This is a genomic window from Zwartia sp. (assembly GCF_049655405.1).
Taxonomy (GTDB): domain Bacteria; phylum Pseudomonadota; class Gammaproteobacteria; order Burkholderiales; family Burkholderiaceae_B; genus Zwartia.
The window spans coordinates 373,483-387,815 of record NZ_JBASJR010000013.1 but is presented as its reverse complement, the minus strand read 5'-3'; the positions used below and the strand labels follow the sequence as shown (position 1 = coordinate 387,815).

Below are 14,333 nucleotides of genomic sequence, written 5' to 3'. Positions count from 1 at the left end.
AATGGCTTATTTCCTCACCCACTTTTTTGCATGACCCTTCATGACACAGCCAACTACCGTAGCAAACGAACCGACTCAGCGATTAACGGCTTTTAGTGCCATCGCGATCATTGTAGGAATTGTCATTGGTGCAGGTATTTTTAAAACGCCTTCCATGGTGGCCGGTGTTACCGGAGATGCCGGATGGTTGTTGGTCGCCTGGTTCTTGGGTGGATTGATATCTCTTGCTGGCGCTCTCTGTTATGCAGAGCTAGCCACGACTTATCCGCATGCGGGTGGTGATTACCATTTTCTCGCACGAGCTTTTGGAAAAGATATCTCGTTTCTATATGCTTGGGCAAAAGCGACTGTGATCAACACGGGTTCGATTGCTTTGCTTGCATTCGTTTTTGGTGACTACATGACCAAGGCGATTAACCTTGGGCCATACTCCTCTGCGATTTGGGCAGTTGGTGTTGTGGTTGCTCTAACGGTCATTAATCTCATTGGTATTTCTGCGACGTCTTGGGTCCAGACTTTACTGACCCTCATTGAAGTGACGGGCCTGATTTTAGTGGCGATCGCAGGGTTCTATATTTCAGGTGATGCACCTGCATCGCCTGCCTTTTTTTCCTCTTCGCCAAGTTTAGGCATGTTTGGCTTGGCGATGGTGTTTGTTTTATTAACTTACGGTGGCTGGAACGAGGCGGCTTATATTTCAGCAGAAGTCCGTGGAGGACGTCGTGCGATCGTACCAGTCATCCTCATCAGTATTTTGATTTTGACTTTGATTTACTTGTTGGTCAATATCGCTCTTTTAGCGGGCTTGGGTTTAGAGGGCTTGTCCAAGAGTAGTGCTGTCGCCGCGGATTTGATGGGTAAAGCGTTTGGTCCTTGGGGCGAACGCACGCTTGGTATTTTCGTTGCCGTGGCTGCACTCACCAGTATCAATGCAACCATGATTGTGGGTGCGCGGACTAACTATGCCTTGGGTCGAGACTGGCCTGCATTGCGTTTCATGGGCCACTGGGAAGGCGGTCGAGGCTCGCCGATCCGAGGCTATATGGTTCAGTCGGCGATTAGTCTGGCGTTAGTCGTTTTTGGTATTTGGCAGACGGATGGTTTTGGTGTGATGGTTGAATTTACTGCACCAGTATTTTGGTTCTTTTTGTTTCTGGTGGGCGTCTCTGTTTTTGTCATGCGTGTCAGAGATCCCATGGCAGATCGTCCCTTTAAAGTACCACTCTATCCCTTTACACCGATTTTGTTTGTGCTGACTTGCGCCTATTTGACCTATTCAAGCGTCACCTATGCAGCGAGTAAAGGGGCGGTTCATATTTCGCTCATCGTGATGGCAGTTGGTGTGGTCGCGTTACTCTTTACTCGAAGAGTAAAAGGCCCGTCCGCCGTGCGCTAAGCGCATCTGATCCTCTGTGTTGCACCTAGTGTTTGATCCCAAGTACGGCGAGAGTCTCGCCGTACACCACAGCATTTTCACAAAGAAAAACCACAATGTCTTGTGGTGACATGTTTTCCAAGATTTGGATTACCTCTTCGGTAATGTCGGTATTGACTTGCATGCCAGCTACGTGAACCTGAGCACCGCTTTCAAAGACAGAGACGGGGACAAGCTTTTCTACGACGGCAAGATCAACAGACGCGATCACAACGTAAGCTCGCACAATTAGATCATCCGCAGACACGTCAAGTAAAACACCCCCCTCAACGTTTTCCGCAAGCTGGCTTTGAATCATCAAGTCCATTTCATATCCTGTTTAGCTCAAAGGGTGGTTAGGCTGCTTGAATGAGCTTTTTTTCTTCGAGCGAATCAAGGAGTCCCGCAAAAAGTAGATTGAGCTCTGCACACATGAGGGTGAATTCACCATCAAATTTTTCTGCTTCATTAGCAGGTGCCAACTGATCGGCTTCGTCAAGGATGTCTTGGGGCGCGACACGTTTGATATCAAGGGCTTCGGTGAGTACAAAGGAAACTTTGTCATGCCACGTAAGTGCAAGTCGCGTGCACTGCTTGCCAGATTGGATGTGCTTTTCTATATCTACGCTGTCTAGTGCGTGTTTGACGTAGCGAATGGCGGCAGCCTTATCGCCACCTGCACGCAGTTCAGCATCCTGATCGATCGTGAAGTTTGCCGGGGGTTGACCACTTGTAATCCATTGCGTCATCGCCACAGCAGGACTGATCGTGACTTGTATGGGCTCAACAGGGAAGGGGTAAATCGCTTTGCCGAGCGCGGAGAGTATTTCCTCGGCTTTTGTGGCAGAGGCGGTATCAATCACGAGCCAATGGTTGACAGGATCAATCCAAATTCGGGTGTCTCGGGTCAAGCTGAACGCACGTGGAATCAAGGCGTTGGTGACTTCTTCTTTGAGATCCCTGAGTTGTTTGCGTCCTGGTTTAAAACCTTGTTGCTCTTCGAGCTCAATGGCGCGTTGTTTGACAAATTGATTGATGACAGACGCAGGCAGAAGCTTTTTTTCTGAGCGAAACGCGCAAAGTATTTGCTGCCCAACGCTGTAGGCTAAGCGCACATCTTCTTCTCTGGGAGGCGTCCAGCCAGAAGCCATAGGCGCAGCCGCACCAGGAGAAACAAACTGCTCTTTTGCCAAAAAGGCATCGAGTTGTTCTGCAGTCCAAGTCCACGTGTTAGATAGACGAAACAGTTTGAGATTTTTAAACCACATAACTTACCCAGCCAAAGGGGAGGATTCTAGCTGATGTCGGTGTGGAAAATCATAAGAGTGTGTCAGCTTCGTCCTGTCATGCCTTGAAATGTCGTGTGAATCAGGAGCTCGACGATGTCCTCATCAGAAAACGCACCTCCCAGTTTGAGAAAGTCGGCCACCGGATCACAGGAGCGCGCAAAAATTGTGTAAAGAATGACCTCTCCTGGTAAAGAGGGCGTCAAGTTGCCTGAAAGCTGCGCTTCGGTGATCCATTCGCCCAGCTTCTCTGTCAGCGCGCTCAGCCTAGCCATATAAAGCGCGTTAGTCAGCAGCGATTGTTGGATGCTAGAGCGCGTTGAGGGCAGCAACGGCATGGTGCCACCTAGGTGCAGCTTGATACCCCACCGGACGAGTGCTTTGAGCTTGTCAATCGCAGAGAGTTTGGTAGAAATGCCTTCGACAACGCTCAGAGCGTCCTCAAGCAGTCGGGTCATTGAGGCAGCGGCCAGTGCCTCTTTAGACTCAAAGTGTTTGTAGAGGCTTGCTTTGGCAATTCCCACATCCGCGGCGACCTCATCCATGGTCATCAGATCAAAGCCTTTTTGAGCTAACAGCTTGTTTACAGCATCCAAAATTGCGTTTTCACGAAATTTTAGCTGCTGCTGCTTGAACGAGAGCTTGTTGCTTCGGATAGCGCTTGGATTGGCAGACATCGTATTTTGAAGTTGAATTTAATCTGAATGGTTCATAATATTACTATTTGGTCGCAAAACATACTAATATGTTAAAAATATCTCAACTTAGTTATTTTTAAGTCAAACAAGTCCAATTATGCCCCTATCTTTTAAAACTGATGACATGAATCGCGTGGCCCTCAATGCAGAAGCCTTGCCCAAGGCCTTTGAGCTGGCATGCTCTGACGCGTGGTGTCAGAGTGGGGAGGGGATTTTTAGTTGGAGTGTGTTCAGGTTTTATCGTGCGCGTCTACTCACTCACACGGGTACATTTGAGGCTGACAAACCGTTCCTACTTGATCTGCATTACCTTCGCACCCTAAAGGGTGAGCAGATTGTGTCCACATCAATCGTTGAGATTTCGCGTCTATATTCGATCAGTGATGAGCAACGCACCAGGTGGACTCAGGCCTTAGCGGAAATCATCCCAGATGTCTGCTTGGGTGATCGTTTGTTGGGTTGGTTTATTCCAGGCAGCAAAGTGGAGTTTTTTTCTGCCTCTCATGCCTTGGGTCTCATTCAAGATCCGGACTTCGTGCGTTTTTTTAGTGCAATCTGGTTAGATGAGCGGACGCGTAGTCCTCACTTGCGTCATGCTTTATTAGGGAACGCCCAAGTGATGCCAGTGCTTGAGGCCAAAGTGGTTGCCCCCCAAGAGGCAAGTGTATGAGTGGACCTGCGCGCGTTCCTCCAAACAGCCGCATCGCAGTGGTCGGTGCAGGTATTTCCGGCTTAGCCTCAGCATGGTTGCTCAGACATCATTCGCGTGTCACGCTGTTTGAGGCGGGTTCTTATTTTGGTGGACATTCCAATACAGTAGATGTTTCCCTCGAAGGACATACCTATCCCGTTGATACCGGGTTCTTGGTGCACAACGATCTCACTTATCCCAATCTGATTCAATTGTTTGCACATTTAAATATTCCCGTGCATTCAAGCGAGATGTCTTTTGGTGTTTCTATAGGAAATCCTGATATCGAGTGGGCGGGGACAAATCTTGATACGGTGTTTGCTCAGCGTAGCAACATCTTCAAGCCCACGTTTTTGTTCATGCTGCGAGATATTCTGCGCTTTAATAAAAATGCCCAGCTTTATTTGGACCAGACCCGTCATGCACCGATCACCTTGGGTGAGCTTTTAGAGCGTGAGCATTTCGGGCAAGCGATGCGCAAATGGTATTTGCTTCCAATGGCCGCGGCAATTTGGTCCTCCTCGGTTCAGGACATTCTTGGTTTTCCGGCTGCGACCTTCCTGGCTTTTTGTTTAAATCACAGATTGTTGCAAATTGAAAACCGGCCAAAATGGAAAACTGTTGTTGGGGGCTCGCGTGAGTACGTCAAGGCAATGGTCTCTCAACTCAGTGATGCCCGTTTAAATTGCCCCGTGCATCGTGTCGTGCGTCAAGCTGATCAAGTGGTGGTCCACTCCGCTCAAGGGGTAGAGTACTTTGATGCAGTGATCTTCGCATGTCATGCGCCAACAGCCCTTGCGCTATTAGATGCAACTGAAAGCGAAAAAGAGGTCTTGCAGGGTTTTCGTTATCAGCCGAACAAAGCCGTATTGCATTTGGATGCCAAACTATTGCCACGCCGTAAAAAAGTATGGTCAGCATGGAATTACATGTCGTCACCCGGTGAGGGTGCACAACGACCCGTTGCGGTCAGTTATTTGCTCAATCTTTTACAGCCTTTACCCTTTAAAGCGCCTGTAATCGTGACGCTCAACCCCAATCAGGAACCCGACGCTGACTTAGTATTAAGAACTTTTGACTACGAGCATCCCGTGATGGATTTTGGTGCGGAACAGGCGCAGAAATTGTTGCCATCCATACAAGGTGCCCAGCGCGCATGGTTCTGTGGTGCATGGTCAGGTTACGGATTTCACGAAGATGGCTTGAAGTCTGCGTTGAGAGTGGTACGTGACTTCGGCGTGGACATTCCTTGGACGCCAACCTATGAATGATGATCTTCTTGTTCTGTGTCGAGGACGCGTAATGCATGCGCGCTTGAGGCCTTTCATTCATCGGTTTGTGTACCGTGTTTTTTGTATCCGCTTGCGCGTTGACCAGCTATCAAGTTTGAGTCGCTTCAATAGTTGGTTGTTCGGTATTGATAAAAAACGTATCGTAAGTTTTCAGACACGCGACCATGGTGCGCGAGACGGATCTGATCTGTTGACTTGGTTGACTGGCGCGCTTCGCGAGAGCGGCATTGCGCTTGAGACAGGAGCGGTTTGGCTTCAGTGCTTTCCACGTGTGTTTGGCTACGTCTTTAACCCCGTGAGCTTTTGGCATGTCCATGATCAGCAGGGCGCACTTAGAGTGCTTGTTGCTGAAGTCAACAATACCTTTGGTCAGCGTCACCAGTATGTCTTGACCGCGTCTAATCTTGGCGTGATTGAGTCCGGTGCTGTCCTGGAGTGTCAAAAAATATTTCATGTGTCTCCCTTTTGCGATGTCGAAGGCGTTTATCGCTTTACATCAAACCAGTTCGGTAAACAAGATCGAATGGCAATTGATTATTTTGACGATCCTTCACTTTTGCAGCCGATACTCAAAACTGCAATCGTGGTGCAAGCGCAGCCATTTTCAACACGTGCTTTAACACTCAGTCTTTTATCGATGCCGATGATGACCATTGGTGTGATGTTGCGTATTCATTGGCAAGCGTTCAAGCTTTGGCGGCAGGGCGCAACCTACCACTCGGTTCCACCACTGCCCAAGAACGAAGTCTCTAACAACGGAAAGGTTTCCTCATGAGTTCGAACGAAGAGCGTCTGACAGGTTCTATGGTCAAAATTCCATGGGCCGGGAGACTTCTTGTGAGTTTATTGGGTCGCATTACGCATGGATCACTTAAGCTGATCGATCCGGCAGGTGTAGAGTTAATGCTTGGTCAAAACGCGTCAGATCCCTCGCACAGTGTTCCACATGCCGAACTGCGCGTGTTGGATTGGCGTGCGGCAAGTTTAATTTTGCGGCAAGGGGATGTGGGTTTTGCCGAAAGTTTGAGGCGTGGTTGGGTGGACTCACCAGATTTGGTTGCGCTGTTTACACTTGCGATTCGCAATGAGCAAATTTCAGAGGCGGTCGATGGACACTGGTGGGCCCTGTTACTCAAGCGCTTGTCTCATTGGGTCTTAAAAGACAACAGTCGCGCCGGTAGTCGCCGCAACATCCTCAGTCATTATGACGTTGGAAACAGCTTTTATAGCTTGTGGCTTGATCCATCGATGACATATTCATCCGGTTTGTTTGAGGGTGATTTATCCCGCGAGCTTGAGCAAGCTCAGGACGCAAAGTATGACCGCATACTCGATCAGATTGAAGCCCAAGCTGGACAGACAATTCTCGAAGTGGGTTGTGGTTGGGGAGGGTTCGCAGAGCGTGCTGCTCGCCGAGGAATCAACGTGGTGGGGATCACCTTGTCGGACGCACAACTCGAATGGGCGACCAAGCGCATGCTGGATGCGGGTCTAAGCGACCGTGTCACATTGCGTTTACAAGACTATCGGGATGTTCCGGAAAAGTTTGACCATATCGTCTCGATTGAAATGTTTGAGGCTGTGGGCTTACTCCACTGGCCCAGCTATTTTCAAATGCTGGCACGCTGCCTGAAACCTTCTGGACGCGTGGTGGTCCAAACAATAGACATTGTTGAGGATAAATTCGACGCATACAGGCGAGGGACTGATTTTATCCAGCAATATATTTTTCCAGGCGGCATGTTGCCAAGCCCCTCGCGCTTTAGAAAAGAGTGTGAGGCTGCAGGTCTGCGTGCCATGGAAGTACTCGCCTTTGGGCAAGACTATGCCGAAACCCTCAAGCGCTGGGCGCAACGATTTGATGCGTCCCTGAGTCACATCCGCGAACAAGGTTATGACGAGGCGTTTATACGCGTATGGAAAATGTATTTGGCTTACTGTGAAGTTGGATTCCGACAAACTCGAACGGATGTTAAACAATGGACACTATGCGCAAAATCCTAATTTCCCTACTGTTGAGCTTGAGTGCGTTTAGTTTGTCTGCAGCCCCTGTTTTTACAAGTGTGTTGCCAGGGGCTCAACAGGTCGGACAAGGTGTGTTTAAACGTTTTGGATGGTCTATCTATGAGGCGCGTCTGTATGCGCTATCGGGCCGTTTTGATGTTTCCAAGCCTTACGCCTTATCACTCACTTACGAGCGTACGATTGCAGGAGACAGACTGGTTCAGGCCTCTCTCGATGAAATGCGTAAACTTGGCCAGCCTGTCGATGAGCGTCCAGAGTGGACGGCGGAGCTTGCACGTGTACTTCCAAGCGTTTCTAAAGGCGTGACGCTGACGGGCGTCTATCGTCCAGGGGAGGGTGCGGTATTTTATGAACAGGACAAAGAGATTGGTCAAATCAATGATGCTTTAGCGCGGGCATTTTTTGCCATCTGGTTGGATCCTCGCACGAGTGAGCCAAGTTTGCGTCAGTCTTTATTGGGCCTCTCTCAGTGAAAGTCACCAGCCTGATGGCCTATGCCGCGCTAGGTTTACCTCTTGCGATGGCAATGCTGCCCATCTATATGATTTCGCCGAAATTTTACGGCGATGGTTTGGGTATCGACTTAGCTGCGCTCGGTGCAGTTTTGTTTTTGACCCGTTTGTTCGACACCGTTCAGGACCCGTTTTTGGGGCGAGTCGTCGATGCATTTCAGCGTAAGCGCTCTGGCTGGCTTTTATTGATGGCCGTTTCTGGCATGGTGCTTGGTCTGGGCTTTGTCTTGTTATTTACGCCACCTCAGTGGTCTCAGGTGGGTTTGATTGCCTGGCTGGCCATGTGTTTGCTGCTGGTGTACTTTGCACACAGCTTGTTGAGTATTTGTTATTTGACGTGGGGTGCCCGTCTAACAGATGACGTGACACAGCGTTCGCGTGTGACTGCATGGCGTGAGGCGTTTGGTTTGGTGGGCGTTGTCGTCGCCTCCGTATTGCCGACATTTTGGGTGGCTGACTGGGGACCCCGTCAAGGTTACCAGGTCTTTGCCTGGGTGTTTGTCGCAGTTTTGCTCGTCGGGTTGATCATCACGTTGCGCTGGGCACCCACACCGCATGTTTCTGTCGCTGAGGTGCTGCAAGGATGGCGGTCAGCACTCAAACCTCCGGCGGTACGCCTAGTTATGTGGTTTTACTTGTTCAATGCGATCTCAGTTGCGATTCCAGCGACTTTGGTTCTGTTTTTTATTGATGACGTTGTGCAGGCCCCCCAGCAAGCGGGCATGTTTCTAGGTATATATTTTTTAGCAGGCATGTTGACGCTCCCGCTCTGGGTTGCGCTTTCTGATCGCATCGGCAAGGCACGCGCCTGGGCATTGGGCAGTGTATTTGCTGGCTGTTCACTCGTCTTCTCGGGTTGGGTTGGAAGCGGTGATGTGATGGCCTACAGTTTGATTTGTCTGATGGCCGGTACGGCGCTCGGTGCCGATGTCGCGTTGCCCCCCGCTATGCTGGCAGATGCAATACCTGAGAAAAACCGCAAAAGCACAGGGCTTTATTTTGGTATTTGGGTACTGATTAGCAAGTTCGCGCTCGCGCTGGCAGCAGGTCTGTCGCTACCTAGTCTTAAACTCTTTGGTTATGTACCAGGACAGTTTCAGACTACCGCTGCACTGACTGCACTTTATGTATGTTTGCCCATCGTGTTTAAAGGCATCGCCATCCTGGTGTTGCTGCCACAGTTAAGTGGTCGATCGTCATCGCGGACACTTGTCCGCAAGGAGCTTCAAAAATGAAATTCAAAGCACTGATAGCCTCTGCGACAGCTGCATTGATGACGGCATGTGGTAGCGTCGACGTTGAGCAATACGCGAAAGAAACGCCCAAGCTAGAAATGTCGTCATTTTTTTCTGGAACGATTGATGCTTGGGGTATTTTCCAAAAACGTAATGGCGAAGTTGCACGTCGTTTTCACGTAGAAATCATGACGAATTGGGTCAGTCCCTCCGAAGGCACGCTGGACGAACGGTTTACTTATTCGGACGGCGAAAAGCAGCGCCGCGTCTGGACGCTTAAACGACAGGCTGATGGATCATGGCAAGGTACGGCTGATGATGTCGTGGGTGTTGCGACGGGTCGTATTGCGGGAAATGCTCTGCATTGGACGTATGTATTGCGTTTGCCTGTTGATGGAAAAGAGTATCTTGTGAACTTCGATGATTGGATGTGGCAGATGGATGAGTCATCAATGATGAATCGCTCAACTATGTCCAAGTTTGGCATTGACTTAGGTGAAGTCACATTATTTTTCCGCAAGCGCACGCCCGGTAGCCCTTCGTGATGCGAGCGCTCAATCCACCGATTAAGAACTGGGCCGGCAAGCGTGTCTGGTTAGTCGGTGCCTCTAGCGGCATCGGTGCGGCTTTGGCTCAAGCTTTATTAGCAGCCGGTGCATGGGTGACGGTGTCCGCGCGCAGGCAGGAAGCCTTGCTCGAGCTTGCTCAACCTCATCCCCATGCGCATGTCGTGGCATTTGATGCCGGAGATGCGCAAGCTTGGCCCGATGCATTTGAACGCACCCTCGCTGCGATGGGACATGTCGATTTGGTGGTGTTTGGAGCGGCTCGCTACGATCCGACGCACAGTTGGGAGCTCGACCTGGATCAGGTGCAAAAGAGTTTTGATCTGAATGTTGTAGGCGTATACCGAGGTGTGTCTCTTTTAGTCCCTTATTTCTTAAAAAGAGGTGAGGGAGGGCTTGCCGTCATTGCAAGTATTTCTGCTTATACAGGTTTGCCCAAGGCCGTCATATATGGCGCGACCAAAGCCGCTCTCAATAATATGGCGCAGACACTTTATTTTGAGCTGGAACCCAAAGGGGTCTCGGTCTACCTGATTAACCCCGGTTTTGTTGAAACACCAATGACTGCGGTCAATGACTTCGAAATGCCGGGTTTGATGAAACCTGCCGAGGCTGCTAAGGCAATCGTTGCAGGTTTTGAACGTGGTGATTTTGAGATTCGTTTCCCGCGTGGTTTTGCAGGTGCCTTGCGCTGGATCAGTTTTCTCCCGGATTGCTGGCGCTTTCCCCTTTTGCACAAAATTACTAAGCTTTAAAGGTGTCAGCCATGAACACACGCTTCTCAGAAATTGCACATTGGTTTCAAACGCTGACCCCAGAGTCGCTCGAACGTGTGGGAGAGATTTATGCCCAAGAGGCCGTATTTGTAGACCCCTTTAATCAGCTTACGGGTCTAGCTTCAGTGCAAGCGGTGTATCAGCACATGTTCGATACGCTCAAGCAACCACGTTTTGTTGTCACGACAACCGTGGAGAGCGAGCGCCATGGGTTTATGACATGGGACTTTCTTTTTGAATGTCGCGGTCAAGCCCAGCAAATATCTGGCTGCACGCAGTTTGAGTTAAACGATCAGGGCTTGATTATTTTGCATCGCGACTATTGGGATGCAGCCCAGCAGGTCTATGAAAAAATTCCATTGCTCGGTGCTGTCATACGCATGATCAGGCGTAAGCTTTCACTTCCAACGACAGTCTAAGCCGCTCAAACACTTCTAAACGTTGAAATAAAAAAAAGCCCCCGGAGGGGCTTAAAAGCCGTTTGAGCGCAGCAGTCTCAGACGGCGGGGAATACGTTTTAATTAACGTGCTGCATCGCCACGCAGTGTGGGGTAGCGCACATGATCCACCAGTTCTTGAATATCTTTGCGAGGGGCTGGTGTCAGCAAACTCACAATGATGATCAGAGCAAAACCAAGCGGCACACCAAAAACACCGGCAGAGATCGGCAAGATGCCGTACCAGAGTTCAATCGGTGATGTCACGCCAAACACGCCGCGCAACCAAGGCTGAGTGGTCACCATGTAGTAAAAGGTGATACCCAAACCGCCGATCATACCGACCACTGCGCCATACTTGTTCGCACGCTTCCAGAAAATCCCTAACGTCAGGGCAGGGAAGAATGCAGCGGCAGCAAAGGAGAACGCGGCAGAAACCAAGAACAAGATGTCAGCTGGTTTTTGCGCGGCTACATATGCAGCGCACAAGGCAACGACCAACAACAAGATTTTCGAAATCAACACGCGACGTGCTGTCGGAGCGTTGGGGTTGATCATCTTGAAGTACAAGTCGTGGGACAAAGCGTTTGCGATCGTCAACAGCAGGCCATCCGCTGTTGAGAGTGCGGCAGCCAAACCACCTGCTGCAACCATGCCGGAGACGACGTAGGGCAAGCCTGCGATCTCTGGTGTAGCCAATACCACGATGTCACCGCCGATGCGCATTTCACCTAACTGCAAGATGCCGTCTTTGTTGACGTCAACCACGGAGAGCAAGGCTGGATCAACTGTGGTCCATTGTGCAATCCATCCCGGTAGTTGATCAAACGGAGTTCCGACTAGTACATGGAAAACCTCGTATTTGACCAAAACAGCCAAGGCAGGCGCCGTGAAATACAGCAAGAAAATAAAGAACAGGGACCAAGTCACTGACTCACGCGCTTGTTTAACTGAAGGCGTTGTGTAGTAACGCATCAGAATGTGCGGAAGCGCAGCAGTACCGACCATCAAGCAGAAAATCAATGCCAAGAAGTTACGACGTGATGTGTCGTAGGAAATCTTTTGTGCATCAGTGCCATTTGGATCACCCGTAAATTGCTGCGCGTGACGTGGCATGCCAGCCAAAGGTACTGCTCGAGCGTTATTCGCTGCACGTTCTTGCATCCAAAGCTTTTGTGCTGCAGCTTCAGTAGTAGGAACAGCCGCAAGTGCTTTTTGTGCGGCCTCTTGTTCAGCCTTTGGCGCATTGGCTGCTTTCAAGTCAGCGACGCGCTTTTCTGCATCTGCCTTGGCGGTTGCCATCGCGGCTGGAATATTTTTCAGCTTAGCGTCGGCTTCTTCAGCACGCTTTTTAAAGATCGCAATGACTTCAAGTTCCTTTGGATCTTTGATCAATTCAGCTTCTTTAGCAGTCACTTTTTCAAGTTGATAGCCATAGATCGCCTGTGGAACGGGCACGCCAGTTTGTTTGACTGAGAGCCACACGACAGGAATCATGTAAGCAATGATCAAGATGATGTACTGAGCGACCTGAGTCCAAGTCACTGCACGCATACCGCCCAAGAACGAGCAGACCAGAATGCCGCCGAGACCCAAGAAAATACCAATTTCAAAGGGCACGCCTGACAGTCGTGTTGTGATGAGGCCTACACCGTAAATCTGTGCCACCACGTAGGTGAATGAGCAAAGAATTGCGGCGATGATGCCCAGTAGACGTGGTAAGTTGCCGTCATAACGCTCACCAAGAAAGTCTGGAATCGTAAACTGACCAAACTTACGCAGGTAAGGCGCCAAGAACAATGCCACCAAACAGTAGCCACCAGTCCAGCCCATAATAAAGGCCAGACCGCTGTAGCCCGTCAAGTAAAGCGTTCCGGCCATACCAATAAACGATGCCGCAGACATCCAGTCTGCACCCGTTGCCATACCGTTATAGAGTGCTGGAACACGTCGTCCAGCCACGTAGTATTCGGCAGCGTCGTTGGTACGACTCATAATGCCGATGCCTGCGTAAAGACCTACAGTTGCAGCCAGAAAGATATATCCAATCCAGGCGCGACTAAGTCCCATTTGCTCAGCGATTGCCAGGGCAATCACGAATACAGCAAAACCGCCCGTATACCAAGTGTAGACTTTGTTGAGCGACTTTTTAAACTGTGCGTTTGTTGTGTTTGAGGCGAACAGGCCGCCTTCATCAGGTGTCATTCCAGCCATGTTATTCGTCCTCGTCTTCGCTGACGCCGCATGCTTCGTCAAGCTTGTTCATGTAAGAGGCGTACACGGCGATAATGACGCAATACACCACTAGAGAGCCCTGTGCTCCCATCCAAAAGCTAAAGGGCCAGCCAAAAAAGGTAAAGTCGAGCTCACGGGCAAAGTAGCTCACTACAAAAGTGACAACAAACCAGATCAGCAACAAAATTGATGTGATGCGTAGGTTTTTTTGCCAGTACACCCGATGTTTTTCGGTTAGTTGCACGGTTAAGTCTCCTCATCGTTATAAAACAAACTACAAATAAAACGGTTTAGCCATTCAACCCAGTTTCACGCTCAAGTTGACGCGCAAATTTTGGTTCAAAGCCTTTCAAGTGTTGAATGATTTTGGTCGCCTCTTCAGGTTGCTGGCGGTCGACATGGACACGGGCAAGCTGATACCAGGCATAAGGACTCATGGGCTGTAGTTTGGTGTTGCGTTCAAGCGCAACAATTGCTTCTTCGAGCCGATTTTGTTGAATCAGTGCCAAGCCCAAGCCATACCAAGCTTGATCAAGCTTGGGGTTGAGTTCAAGGGCACGTCGAAAAGAGAATTCAGCGTCAACAGGGTGTTCGAGTTCTTGTTGCAAAAAGCCGAGATTGAACCAAGCGTAGATGGGGGCGTCTGGTTGTGTCACTAATCGCTGATAAATTTGAATGGCGCCAGTTTTATCTCCAAGCTCAGCTTTGAGATGCGCAAGACTACCTAGCGCATAGCTGTCGTGAGGGTAGTCCCTGAGCATGTCTTCAAACATCTCAACGGCACGCTTACGCTGTCCAAAAACAATGAGTGTGACTGCACACCATTTATATTTCTGCCAGTTCAAATCAAATTTCATTTGCAGCCCACCATTCCCACTGAAACACAGTGTTCAATTTTTGCGACGGTGACCGCCATATAAATGGCCGCCACCAAACAAAAGGCGACAAAGGCGTGATGACGCTCGGCGATTTGCTTGGGAGAGATCAAAGCGGCAATGCGTATCCAAGGTTTATTGACGACTTGAAAAAGTTGGTAAAACAAATTGGTGTCACGCTTAGCGCCTGCGATCAAATATAAAAGTCCCTGACCCAGGAGCGCGAGCAGTCCTATGTACAGCAATAACTGCAGAATATTTAGAAATAACAGCAACCTAAGTCTCCCCACT

17 protein-coding genes are annotated in these 14,333 nt (G+C 49.7%); 10 read left to right on the top strand and 7 right to left on the bottom strand.

Annotation, left to right across the window (positions count from 1 at the left end):
- The first annotated feature begins 40 nt into the window (after positions 1 to 40).
- Positions 41 to 1,396, top strand: coding sequence for an APC family permease (locus tag WBJ47_RS13290; RefSeq protein ID WP_422243577.1), 1,356 nt, complete (start codon positions 41 to 43; stop codon positions 1,394 to 1,396).
- 25 nt (positions 1,397 to 1,421) lie between these two features.
- Here WBJ47_RS13290 and WBJ47_RS13285 read toward each other — a convergent pair whose 3' ends face one another.
- The 3 genes from WBJ47_RS13285 to WBJ47_RS13275 all read right to left on the bottom strand — a co-directional run bounded on the left by WBJ47_RS13285 (position 1,422) and on the right by WBJ47_RS13275 (position 3,377).
- Positions 1,422 to 1,742, bottom strand: coding sequence for a hypothetical protein (locus WBJ47_RS13285; protein WP_422243576.1), 321 nt, complete (start codon positions 1,740 to 1,742; stop codon positions 1,422 to 1,424).
- 28 nt (positions 1,743 to 1,770) lie between these two features.
- Positions 1,771 to 2,682, bottom strand: coding sequence for a recombination-associated protein RdgC (locus WBJ47_RS13280; protein ID WP_422243575.1), 912 nt, complete (start codon positions 2,680 to 2,682; stop codon positions 1,771 to 1,773).
- 62 nt (positions 2,683 to 2,744) lie between these two features.
- Positions 2,745 to 3,377 (bottom strand): TetR/AcrR family transcriptional regulator, encoded by a 633-nt coding sequence (locus tag WBJ47_RS13275; protein ID WP_422243574.1) that lies wholly within the window; start codon positions 3,375 to 3,377, stop codon positions 2,745 to 2,747.
- Positions 3,378 to 3,495: 118 nt separating this feature from the next.
- Between WBJ47_RS13275 and WBJ47_RS13270 the strand changes: the two genes are divergently transcribed.
- The 9 genes from WBJ47_RS13270 to WBJ47_RS13230 are packed head-to-tail and all read left to right on the top strand — an operon-like array spanning position 3,496 to position 10,914.
- A complete protein-coding gene (locus tag WBJ47_RS13270; protein ID WP_424585629.1) occupies positions 3,496 to 4,068 on the top strand; it encodes a hypothetical protein in 573 nt (190 codons plus the stop codon).
- A complete protein-coding gene (locus WBJ47_RS13265; RefSeq protein ID WP_422243572.1) occupies positions 4,065 to 5,360 on the top strand; it encodes an NAD(P)/FAD-dependent oxidoreductase in 1,296 nt (431 codons plus the stop codon). The genes WBJ47_RS13270 and WBJ47_RS13265 overlap by 4 nt, the downstream gene beginning before the upstream one ends.
- A complete protein-coding gene (locus WBJ47_RS13260; RefSeq protein ID WP_422243571.1) occupies positions 5,353 to 6,156 on the top strand; it encodes a DUF1365 domain-containing protein in 804 nt (267 codons plus the stop codon). Before WBJ47_RS13265 ends, WBJ47_RS13260 begins: the two co-directional genes overlap by 8 nt.
- Positions 6,153 to 7,385 (top strand): class I SAM-dependent methyltransferase, encoded by a 1,233-nt coding sequence (locus WBJ47_RS13255; protein WP_422243570.1) that lies wholly within the window; start codon positions 6,153 to 6,155, stop codon positions 7,383 to 7,385. Before WBJ47_RS13260 ends, WBJ47_RS13255 begins: the two co-directional genes overlap by 4 nt.
- Complete coding sequence (locus tag WBJ47_RS13250) at positions 7,370 to 7,879, top strand: chalcone isomerase family protein (RefSeq protein ID WP_422243569.1); 510 nt, start codon at positions 7,370 to 7,372, stop codon at positions 7,877 to 7,879. Before WBJ47_RS13255 ends, WBJ47_RS13250 begins: the two co-directional genes overlap by 16 nt.
- Positions 7,876 to 9,153, top strand: a complete 1,278-nt coding sequence (locus tag WBJ47_RS13245) for an MFS transporter (RefSeq protein WP_422243568.1) — start codon at positions 7,876 to 7,878, stop codon at positions 9,151 to 9,153. Before WBJ47_RS13250 ends, WBJ47_RS13245 begins: the two co-directional genes overlap by 4 nt.
- Positions 9,150 to 9,698: a DUF3833 domain-containing protein gene (locus WBJ47_RS13240; RefSeq protein ID WP_422243567.1), complete on the top strand. Its 549-nt coding sequence runs from the start codon at positions 9,150 to 9,152 to the stop codon at positions 9,696 to 9,698. Before WBJ47_RS13245 ends, WBJ47_RS13240 begins: the two co-directional genes overlap by 4 nt.
- Positions 9,698 to 10,474, top strand: coding sequence for an SDR family NAD(P)-dependent oxidoreductase (locus WBJ47_RS13235; protein ID WP_422243566.1), 777 nt, complete (start codon positions 9,698 to 9,700; stop codon positions 10,472 to 10,474). Before WBJ47_RS13240 ends, WBJ47_RS13235 begins: the two co-directional genes overlap by 1 nt.
- A gap of 11 nt (positions 10,475 to 10,485) precedes the next feature.
- Entirely contained in the window at positions 10,486 to 10,914 is a 429-nt protein-coding gene (locus WBJ47_RS13230) for a nuclear transport factor 2 family protein (RefSeq protein WP_422243565.1), read from the top strand.
- Between the two features lie 102 nt (positions 10,915 to 11,016).
- Here the strand turns inward: WBJ47_RS13230 and WBJ47_RS13225 are convergent, their stop codons facing one another.
- From WBJ47_RS13225 to WBJ47_RS13210, 4 genes are read right to left on the bottom strand one after another with little or no spacing between them, the layout of a single operon-like run.
- On the bottom strand, positions 11,017 to 13,146 hold the full coding sequence (locus WBJ47_RS13225; protein WP_422243564.1) for a VC_2705 family sodium/solute symporter: 2,130 nt from the start codon (positions 13,144 to 13,146) through the stop codon (positions 11,017 to 11,019).
- Between the two features lies 1 nt (position 13,147).
- Positions 13,148 to 13,411, bottom strand: coding sequence for a DUF4212 domain-containing protein (locus WBJ47_RS13220; protein WP_422243563.1), 264 nt, complete (start codon positions 13,409 to 13,411; stop codon positions 13,148 to 13,150).
- Positions 13,412 to 13,457: 46 nt separating this feature from the next.
- On the bottom strand, positions 13,458 to 14,024 hold the full coding sequence (locus WBJ47_RS13215) for a tetratricopeptide repeat protein (RefSeq protein ID WP_422243562.1): 567 nt from the start codon (positions 14,022 to 14,024) through the stop codon (positions 13,458 to 13,460).
- On the bottom strand, positions 14,021 to 14,317 hold the full coding sequence (locus tag WBJ47_RS13210; protein WP_422243561.1) for a hypothetical protein: 297 nt from the start codon (positions 14,315 to 14,317) through the stop codon (positions 14,021 to 14,023). Before WBJ47_RS13210 ends, WBJ47_RS13215 begins: the two co-directional genes overlap by 4 nt.
- Between the last annotated feature and the right edge of the window lie 16 nt (positions 14,318 to 14,333).